Origin of the sequence: Natronospira sp. (genome assembly GCF_007134575.1) — a bacterium.
Lineage (GTDB): Bacteria > Pseudomonadota > Gammaproteobacteria > Natronospirales > Natronospiraceae > Natronospira > Natronospira elongata.
Genome location: NZ_SLKM01000139.1, coordinates 1 through 8,286 on the forward strand (window position 1 = coordinate 1; position 8,286 = coordinate 8,286).

The window sequence follows — 8,286 nt, forward strand, 5'->3', positions numbered from 1 at the left end:
ATCATGTTGGCGCCTTCGCCCTCCCACTCAAAGATCCGGTGAGTGAATTCCCAGTACTCATCCAGAGTTTCACCCTTGAAGGCGAACACCGGCGTGCCGTTGTCGGCAATGGCCGCGGCGGCGTGGTCCTGGGTGGAGTAGATATTGCAGGAGGCCCAACGCACTTCGGCGCCCAGGGCTTCCAGGGTCTGGATCAGCACGGCGGTCTGGATGGTCATGTGCAGGGAACCGGCCACGCGCGCACCCTTGAGGGGCTTTTCCTGGCCGTACTTCTCCCGCAGGGCCATCAGACCCGGCATTTCGGTTTCCGCAATGGCGATTTCCTTGCGACCGAATTCCGCCAGGGACAGATCGGCCACGTGAAAGTCTTCACCATTTCGCTTTTCAACCACAGCGTTCATAGTTCAACTCCGTAGATTGTGAAGCGAGCGCCGTTCTGAAAAGAAAACTCCGCTCCGAGCCTGGCGGGTTACCCCGTTGCAACGCTCCTCGGACCGGTCTTACAGATTTTCTGGTATCAGGCCTGCCGTGCAGCCTTGAGACCGGCGGCCTCGCGCAAGGTTTCAGCCCGGTCGGTCTTTTCCCAGGGGAAATCACCGTCTTCACGACCGAAATGACCGTATGCGGCGGTTGGTTGATAGATCGGGCGCACCAGATCCAGCATCTTGAGGATGCCGTAGGGCCGCAGATCGAAATGCTCACGGATCAGCGCAGTCAGCCGCTCATCATCCACCTGACCGGTGCCGAAGGTATCCACGCTGATCGAGGTGGGCTCGGCCACGCCGATGGCATAGGAGAGCTGGATCTCGCAACGCTCGGCCAGGCCCGCGGCGACCACGTTCTTGGCCACATACCGGGCGGCGTAGGCGGCAGAGCGGTCGACCTTGGACGGGTCCTTGCCGGAGAAGGCACCGCCACCGTGTCGGGCCATGCCACCATAGGTATCGACAATGATCTTGCGGCCGGTGAGGCCGCAGTCACCCACCGGACCGCCGATCTCGAATCGGCCGGTGGGATTGATCAGGTAACGGGTCTTGCTGTCGATCCACTCCGCCGGGAGTACCGGCTTGATGATCTCCTCGATCACCGCCTCGCGGATCTGCTCGTTACTCACGTCCGGGCCGTGCTGGGTGGACAAGACCACGGTATCCACGCCCACCGGCTTGTTGTTCTCGTAGCGGAAAGTGACCTGGCTCTTGGCATCCGGGCGCAACCACGCCAGCTTGCCGCTGCGGCGCACCGCCGACTGCTGACGGACCAGACGGTGAGCGAAGGTGATGGGCGCCGGCATCAGCACATCGGTCTCGTTGCTGGCATAACCGAACATCAGGCCCTGGTCACCCGCCCCCTGCTCTTCCTCGGACTCCCGGTCCACACCCTGGGCAATATGCTCACTCTGCTTGCCGATGGCATTCATGACCGCACAGGTATGGCCGTCAAAGCCCAGCTCGGAGCTGTCATAGCCGATATCCACGATGGTCTGACGGACCAGATCTTCCAGGTCCACCCAGGCGCTGGTGGTGATTTCGCCGGCAATGATCACGAATCCGGTTTTCACCAGGGTTTCGCAGGCCACCCGCGCCCTTTTGTCTTGCTCAAGGAGCGCATCGAGAATCGCATCGGACACCTGATCGGCAATCTTGTCCGGGTGCCCCTCAGACACCGACTCAGAGGTGAACAGGTAGTTTTTCGACATGCCAGGCTGTCTCCCGGGTTGAAACCGGCCACACCGGGCCGGTCGTCGCTAAAGGATCAAAAACGCATGGAACGCGTAGAATGCCTCATTGTACAATTCGCGTCATATTTTCTCGACCGGTGGGGGGTCAGACGGCCCCGACCACCCTCGCCCCAGCCCCGGGGCAGTGCCTGAACTGGAGATTGGATCATGGCCAGACTGGAGACACCCGCCTGCGACTTCGGACGGCCGGCCCCCGATTTCCGCCTCCCCGGGGTGGATGGCCAGGACTGGACGCTGGAGGATTGCCGCGGTTACAAGGGCACGGTGGTGATGTTCATCTGCAATCACTGCCCTTATGTGCAGGCAATCCTCGACCGCATTGTCCGCGATGCCCGGGAATTGGAGCAATACGAGGTCGGCAGCGTCGCCATCATGTCCAATGACACCGAGGCCTACCCGGAAGACGGCTTTGACAAGATGAAGGCTCTGGCCGAGGAAGCCGGTTTCACCTTCCCCTACCTCTACGACGAAAGCCAGGAGACCGCCAGGCTGTATGGGGCGGTCTGCACACCGGATTTCTTCGGCTTCGATGCCGAACTGAAGCTCCAGTATCGGGGCCGGCTGGATGCCAGCGGCCGCCATCGCGCCGACGACAGCAGCCGTCGCGAACTGTTCGAGGCCATGAAGCGCATTGCCCAGACCGGCCAGGGACCGGAGCCGGAGGCTCAGCAGCCGAGCATGGGCTGCTCCATCAAATGGCGGGGTGCTGCGCCCTGAATCCAGCCCCAAACGTGGGGGCTTTTCCCTTCATTTTTTGGGCAAGCACATACGACGTTTCCTGACATTAGTTTGCGCGAAAGCGCCTTCGCAAGCCCCCGGCAAAGGTGCTGGACCGACCATCGCCCCAGTCGCCATGGTCGTAATCACTGCTCATAGCCCCCTTGAGCTCCCTTTTACCATGAGGCACTCCATGTGGGGGGTGTTCAACCATCGATCCAAAAATCTACGCTGGCCCCGTCGTCTCCGCAACGGAGAAGCGACGAAGCAGGGGACCCAGAAACGGTTCTGGGCGGTATTGGGGAGGGGTTTTGGGGTAGCGGGCACCCGGCAACTGCTAACAATCTAAACGCAATCATTTACAGCCTGCCATTGCTCCGCAAATCACTCCTTCGCATACCAAGTCTCAAGCCCGTTCTTGCACGCAGCACGCAGTGCGTCGACGTCTTCCGACACGCGCAAGGGAGAAGTAACAATGGATTCCAACACCGATGAAAACCAGAATGAAACACCCCGGATAAGTCGCTTAAATGCGCTGATGATTGCCTTACTCATTGCTCTGCTGATGCCAGGCTGCTTCAGCTCCAGTAGCTCAGACTCCGATTCCGGCAATGGAGATGTGACGGACCCGGACAACGGCGATGACGATGACGATGACGATGACGATGACGATGACGACGACGACGACGACGATGATGATGACGCGGACAGCTTCGGCATCAGCGGCATTGTCGACGGACTTGGTGCCGACGCTCTGGGACTGACCCTGAGCGCAAATGGACAATCCGAAAGCCTGACGATCGAAGAAGACGGCCAGTTCAGCTTTGATGAAGAACTTGAAGATGGGCAGAGCTGGACGGTAGATATCTCCGATGCACCCACAGATCGGGTTTGCCAGGTAGATCCAGATTCAGGCGAAATCGACGGAACAGATGTCGAGCTTGCGGTTGACTGCGACATGGGTCTGGCCTTCTTTGCCTACTCCGACATCATGCAGATGCATCTCGAGTGGGAAGGTAACGACCCGGTAGACATCAAGTATTCTTCCGATCCCAACTGTGATTGGGAGAACTATTCCCTGTGTGCTGATAGCGGCATGTTGGTCGATGTAAGCGACGGCAGTGTCACAATCGGGGCCATAGCAGACGAATTTGACTCAGATACGAGTTGGTACTTCGTTGTAGAGTCCAACGGCGAACGATCTCTTGCCGCTGGCGCTCGACCGACACCAATCGCTTTCGGGGGCAACATCGATGCAATGGAAGTCTACGATGAGACGCTTTATGTCGGCGGCCGCCCGAGAGTAGCCTCGGCCGCAACCGGCGGTGGGGGCGTCCTGGATGAAGAAAGTGGCCAGCTCAGTGGCCCAACACCTCATATCGACGGAACCATCAATGCCGCCGAGCCCGACGGACAGGGTGGCTGGTTCATTGGCGGCCAGTTTGCTGCCGTCGGTGGCGAACCTCGTGAGAATCTGGCGAGAATACGTGCTGATGGCTCCCTGGATCCCAATTGGAACGTGTCGACAGACAGCAACGTATACGCCTTGGCGCTTGATGATGACACCCTCTACATCGGTGGCCGTTTCGATGAAGTTGAACATAACGAGACGGATTATTCCCGGAACGGCGTGGCAGCACTCGATGTCCACACAGGAGCCGTAAAGGACTGGAGTCATCCAGCTTCTCCTGCTGTCCATGCAATTGCTACCTATGAGGAGCGTGTTTACATCGGCGGCAACATTACTAGTGGCCCTGGGCCAGATCATCTTCGCGTCCTGCAGGCGGAAGACGGGGATTTGATCGAAAACGAGGCTCCGGAACCAAACAACCATGTTCACGCCATCACCGCTGATGAAGAGCTTGTCTACGTCGGCGGCACTTTCACCGAACTTGACGGTGATACACAATCACGTTTCGCAGCTATCGACCCCCAAACCGGTAAAACTCACAGCGCCTGGGCTGACACAGGAGCTGATGGCAGGGTATCCACACTGCTGGTTGAGGACGATACCTTGTATGTTGGTGGACAGTTCCAGGAGTTCGAAGACGAAACCGGGACGCAGAGCCGTATGCGCCTCGCCACAATCGACGTTACTACCGGAAATCTGGAGGATTGGGATCCGGGGATTGGAGGCCAGGGGCTGACAAGCTATGCGGTCCGCGATTTGGCCCTGAATGAGGACATTCTCTATGTGGCCGGCAGCTTCACCGGCGTTGGCGGCGGATCAGGCCCGGACCCCGAGCATCAGCAGCGGCGCCACCTGGCAGCATTCGAGGCGGGGGGCAATCTGTTGGACTGGAGCACACCGGCAAACGATGTCGCGACCGCCTTGGCAAGCAACGGTGGGAAACTCTTCGTTGGCGGGGAATTTACAGGTCTCGGTGGCGAAATAAGAGAGTATGCGGCTGCACTTGACGCCGAACATGGGACATTGACCGACTGGGCCCCCGATATTCAGGGAACGCCCGCAGGAGTCAGTGATCTGCTGGCGCATGACGGCACCGTCTTCGTCGCTGGACAGTTCGAGCAAGTCAATGGCGAACCTCGGAGCAATCTGGCCGCTGTAGACGCGGTAGATGGCAGTGTTATCGACTGGTCACCCGACCCCAATCAGAATGTCAGTGCATTGATGTTCAATGATGGGGTGCTTTATGCAGCTGGCATGTTCACGGAAATCGGTGAACCGGCCGAGTCACGGGAAAGTCTGGCAGCGCTGGACCCCAATGATGGAACAGTTGGCGCTGATCTGAACATTGAATTCGAGGGCACTACGCTCACTGATCCGATAATCAGGGACATGGTTCGTGTTGATGACCGTCTGATCGTCGCGGGTACCTTTGTCGGCGCACGCGAAGCCGGCGAATCCGATTACGAAGAGCGTGACGCGATCGCGGCATTCGACCTCAGCGACGGAAGCCTGGATCAGGACTTCTCTCCCCAACTTGGCCGCTCGGGAATCAATGTGCCCGATCTGCATGCACTGCTCTATCGTGATGGCGATTTGTTCGTGGGCGGTGTCTTTTATCACGGGGATGAGGCGGATCCCGAACGGGAAAACCTGGCCGCTTTCGATGCCGTGAGCGGAGAGCTACGGGATTGGGAGGTGGAAGTCAGCAGCCGCGTATGGAGCCTCGCGGAGCAAGACGGTGTCCTTTTTGCTGGGGGCGGCTTCAGTAGCGCTGGCGGTGAGGACCGTCAGGGTATTGCTGCCTTCAACCCGGATGGTGACGGCGATCTGCTCGATTGGAATCCGGGCACTAGCGAAGGCGCCGTTCATGCAATTCATGTCACGGAAGATATGATTTTCGTGGGCGGGGCATTCGATTCAGCTGGTGGCGGCGCGGACGAGGACGCCCGAACTCCACGGGAACGATTCGCCGTATTTGATCCGGAAAGCGGCGATCTAATCTGGTAGATTGCCTTGCGAAGGATGCTGGAAAGACGCCCGCCACCGGAGATGTGGCGGGCGTTTTCTTTGCCAACTGCCAATCGGTAAAGCCACTCTGAAACTGCCATGCTTACTGCCGTTTCCTTGCCAGAGTAAGCCCGTCACCAATGGGGGCCAGGCTGATGTCGACCCTGTCATCGGCCAATAGAGACTCGTTGAACTGACGAATGGCACGGGTGTCGGCATCGTCCACGGCCGGGTCGGCGACCTTGCCATCCCATAGGGTATTATCCACGGCGATGAGCCCACCGGGCCGGAGCAGACGTAGACAGCATTCGAAATAGTCACCGTAGGCGGTCTTGTCGGCATCGATGAAGGCAAAATCCCAGATGGCCCGCCCCTCTTCCTCGTCTTCCAGCAGGCCCGTGAGAGTCTCCAGCGCCGGCCCGAGACGCAGGTCAATGCGCTCCTCCACTCCGGCCTGCCGCCAATGGCCCCGACCCACATCGGTCCACTCCCGACTGAGATCGCAGGCAAGCACTCGCCCATCCTCTGGCAGGGCCAGGGCCATCGCCAGCGTACTGTAGCCAGTAAAGGTGCCGATCTCGATACAGCGCCTGGCGCCCATCAGCCGCAGGAGCATTTGCATGAATTGGCCCTGTTCCGGGGCAATCTGCATATTGTGCTCCGGTAATCTCGCGGTCTCCTCACGCAGGGCCCGCATGGGCGCGGGCTCTCGCAAGGAAACCCCGAGCAGATACTCGTGCAGGCGTGGATCCAGCGGCGTGGTGCGATTGGACATAAGCTCTCCCTCGACAGGGCCAGATTGGGTCACAGAGGCCACAAATTGCCCTGAATGGCCATGACCATGGCCACTGAAAACGGCAAACTGAGGCCTGGTTCACAGTCTAACTATCATAGCTGTGATAGCTTTAATACTGTGGGCTTGGCCCTTGCCCCGAACAGGGTCGGAGGAATCCCTCTCAGGGAAATGAGGCATTCCCGCCACCATGCAGGGCGGGCACGACGGGCGGCAACGAATGGACAAGATTCTCCAGATCACCGACACCCACTTGTTCGCCGACGGCGATGGCGAACTGCGCGGCACACGAACCGGTGAAACCCTTCGCAAGGTCCTGAACCATGTCCAGGACCACCATGCCGACGCCAAGGCCATCCTGGTGACCGGCGACCTGGTCCAGCAGGAAACCGAAGCAGCCTACCGGCATTTCATTCAGTATTTCGGTGATTTCCAGGTGCCCGTCCTGTGCATTCCGGGCAATCACGATGACCCGGACATCATGCGCCGCACCCTCACCATGCCCCCCTTCCGTCTGGACACCCGAGTCAGTCTGGGTGCCTGGGACGTCATTCAGTTGGACAGTCACATTCCCGGCTCGCCGGCAGGCAGAGTGGGTGAGTCCGGCCTCGCGGAGCTGGACCGCCTGCTCAAGGCAAACCGCCCTCGCCCCACCCTCGTGGCGGTGCACCACCAACCGCGACCGGTGGGCACGCCCTGGCTGGATGGGGTGGGCCTGAAGGATGGCGACCAACTGCTGGAGATAGTCAGCGCCCACGAACATGCCCGTGCCGTGATCTGGGGCCATGTTCACCAGCCCTCGGAGGGATACCACGGTCACCTGCGCTTGCTGGGGACACCCTCCACCTGTGCCCAGTTCCTGGCCGGCAGCGAGGACTTCGCCATCGATCCCGACGCCCCACCCGCCTATCGCGTTCTTTATCTCGACGACGCCGGCCGCATCGACGACGAGCTGGTGCAGCTGCAGGCCGCTGACCTGCCTTCATGAGCGCCCAGGACCCGACCCAGCGCCGCCCCCTGTCGGCACTCGGCCCCAAGGAGGCCCTGGTCCTCTATTACGAGCTGCTGAGACGACACGGCTACAACGACAGCCACAGCGGCAACGCTTCGGTTCGTGACGGAAACCAGATCTGGGTTACCCCCACCGGGGCCTGCGCCGATACGCTGACCGCGGATGAACTTGTCGCCTGCCGGATCGGAGAGAAACCGCCCTCCGGGGCCTCGCTGGATGCAACCCTGCACCTTGCGGTCCAGGCTGCTCGGGAGGACATCTCTGCGGTGCTGCACAGTCACGGCCACCATGCGGTCGGCCTGACCCTGGGCGGGGGTGACTTCATTCCCCCGGACTTCGAGGGCAGTTTCTACTTCGGCCGTGTGCCCGTCCTGGATGTACCCTATGAACGCTATGTCGAGGAGGCCCCGGCGCTGGTGGCCGACTGTCTGAGTGAACACCCGGCCTGCATCGTCCGCGGCCATGGCATATACGCGCGGGGCGAGACGCTGGATCGCGCCTACAAGTGGAGCTGCTCCCTGGAGCAATCCGCCCGTACCGCCTATATCGCTGTGCAATCCGGACGAATTCCCCTGGAACGAATTCTCGACTGACTGGTCTTGCTGGAA

Annotated in this window: 7 protein-coding genes and 1 riboswitch; of the genes, 4 read left to right on the top strand and 3 right to left on the bottom strand. The window is 60.1% G+C overall.

Annotation, left to right across the window (positions count from 1 at the left end; all coding sequences use genetic code 11):
• Together ACJWXQ_RS05365 and metK are read right to left on the bottom strand one after the other, a co-directional pair.
• The coding region (locus ACJWXQ_RS05365; protein ID WP_406672327.1) for an adenosylhomocysteinase at positions 1–401 on the bottom strand (401 nt) is incomplete at its 3' end.
• A gap of 18 nt (positions 402–419) precedes the next feature.
• Positions 420–497: riboswitch (S-adenosyl-L-homocysteine riboswitch) on the bottom strand.
• Positions 498–517: 20 nt separating this feature from the next.
• Positions 518–1,696, bottom strand: coding sequence for a methionine adenosyltransferase (metK, locus tag ACJWXQ_RS05370; RefSeq protein WP_346050533.1), 1,179 nt, complete (start codon positions 1,694–1,696; stop codon positions 518–520).
• Between the two features lie 189 nt (positions 1,697–1,885).
• Here metK and ACJWXQ_RS05375 point away from each other — a divergent pair, with 189 nt between their 5' ends.
• Both ACJWXQ_RS05375 and ACJWXQ_RS05380 read left to right on the top strand, forming a co-directional pair.
• Positions 1,886–2,455 (top strand): thioredoxin family protein, encoded by a 570-nt coding sequence (locus tag ACJWXQ_RS05375; protein WP_346050534.1) that lies wholly within the window; start codon positions 1,886–1,888, stop codon positions 2,453–2,455.
• Between the two features lie 475 nt (positions 2,456–2,930).
• Positions 2,931–5,873, top strand: a complete 2,943-nt coding sequence (locus tag ACJWXQ_RS05380; RefSeq protein WP_406672328.1) for a hypothetical protein — start codon at positions 2,931–2,933, stop codon at positions 5,871–5,873.
• Between the two features lie 103 nt (positions 5,874–5,976).
• Here ACJWXQ_RS05380 and ACJWXQ_RS05385 read toward each other — a convergent pair whose 3' ends face one another.
• The gene (locus ACJWXQ_RS05385; RefSeq protein WP_406672329.1) at positions 5,977–6,648 is read right to left on the bottom strand and encodes a class I SAM-dependent methyltransferase; all 672 of its coding nucleotides are present in this window, start codon (positions 6,646–6,648) and stop codon (positions 5,977–5,979) included.
• Positions 6,649–6,886: 238 nt separating this feature from the next.
• Here ACJWXQ_RS05385 and ACJWXQ_RS05390 point away from each other — a divergent pair, with 238 nt between their 5' ends.
• Positions 6,887–7,654 (top strand): phosphodiesterase, encoded by a 768-nt coding sequence (locus tag ACJWXQ_RS05390; RefSeq protein ID WP_346050537.1) that lies wholly within the window; start codon positions 6,887–6,889, stop codon positions 7,652–7,654.
• A complete protein-coding gene (locus ACJWXQ_RS05395; RefSeq protein ID WP_346050538.1) occupies positions 7,651–8,271 on the top strand; it encodes a class II aldolase/adducin family protein in 621 nt (206 codons plus the stop codon). Before ACJWXQ_RS05390 ends, ACJWXQ_RS05395 begins: the two co-directional genes overlap by 4 nt.
• Positions 8,272–8,286: the final 15 nt, after the last annotated feature.

What these genes read in the sequence shown, in the direction of transcription:
- ACJWXQ_RS05390 (WP_346050537.1), top strand. Translation starts at nt 6,887, where the DNA reads ATGGACAAGATTCTCCAGATCACCGACACCCACTTGTTCGCCGACGGC.
- ACJWXQ_RS05395 (WP_346050538.1), top strand. Translation starts at nt 7,651, where the DNA reads ATGAGCGCCCAGGACCCGACCCAGCGCCGCCCCCTGTCGGCACTCGGC.
- ACJWXQ_RS05385 (WP_406672329.1), bottom strand. Translation starts at nt 6,648, where the DNA reads ATGTCCAATCGCACCACGCCGCTGGATCCACGCCTGCACGAGTATCTG.
- ACJWXQ_RS05380 (WP_406672328.1), top strand. Translation starts at nt 2,931, where the DNA reads ATGGATTCCAACACCGATGAAAACCAGAATGAAACACCCCGGATAAGT.
- ACJWXQ_RS05375 (WP_346050534.1), top strand. Translation starts at nt 1,886, where the DNA reads ATGGCCAGACTGGAGACACCCGCCTGCGACTTCGGACGGCCGGCCCCC.
- metK (WP_346050533.1), bottom strand. Translation starts at nt 1,696, where the DNA reads ATGTCGAAAAACTACCTGTTCACCTCTGAGTCGGTGTCTGAGGGGCAC.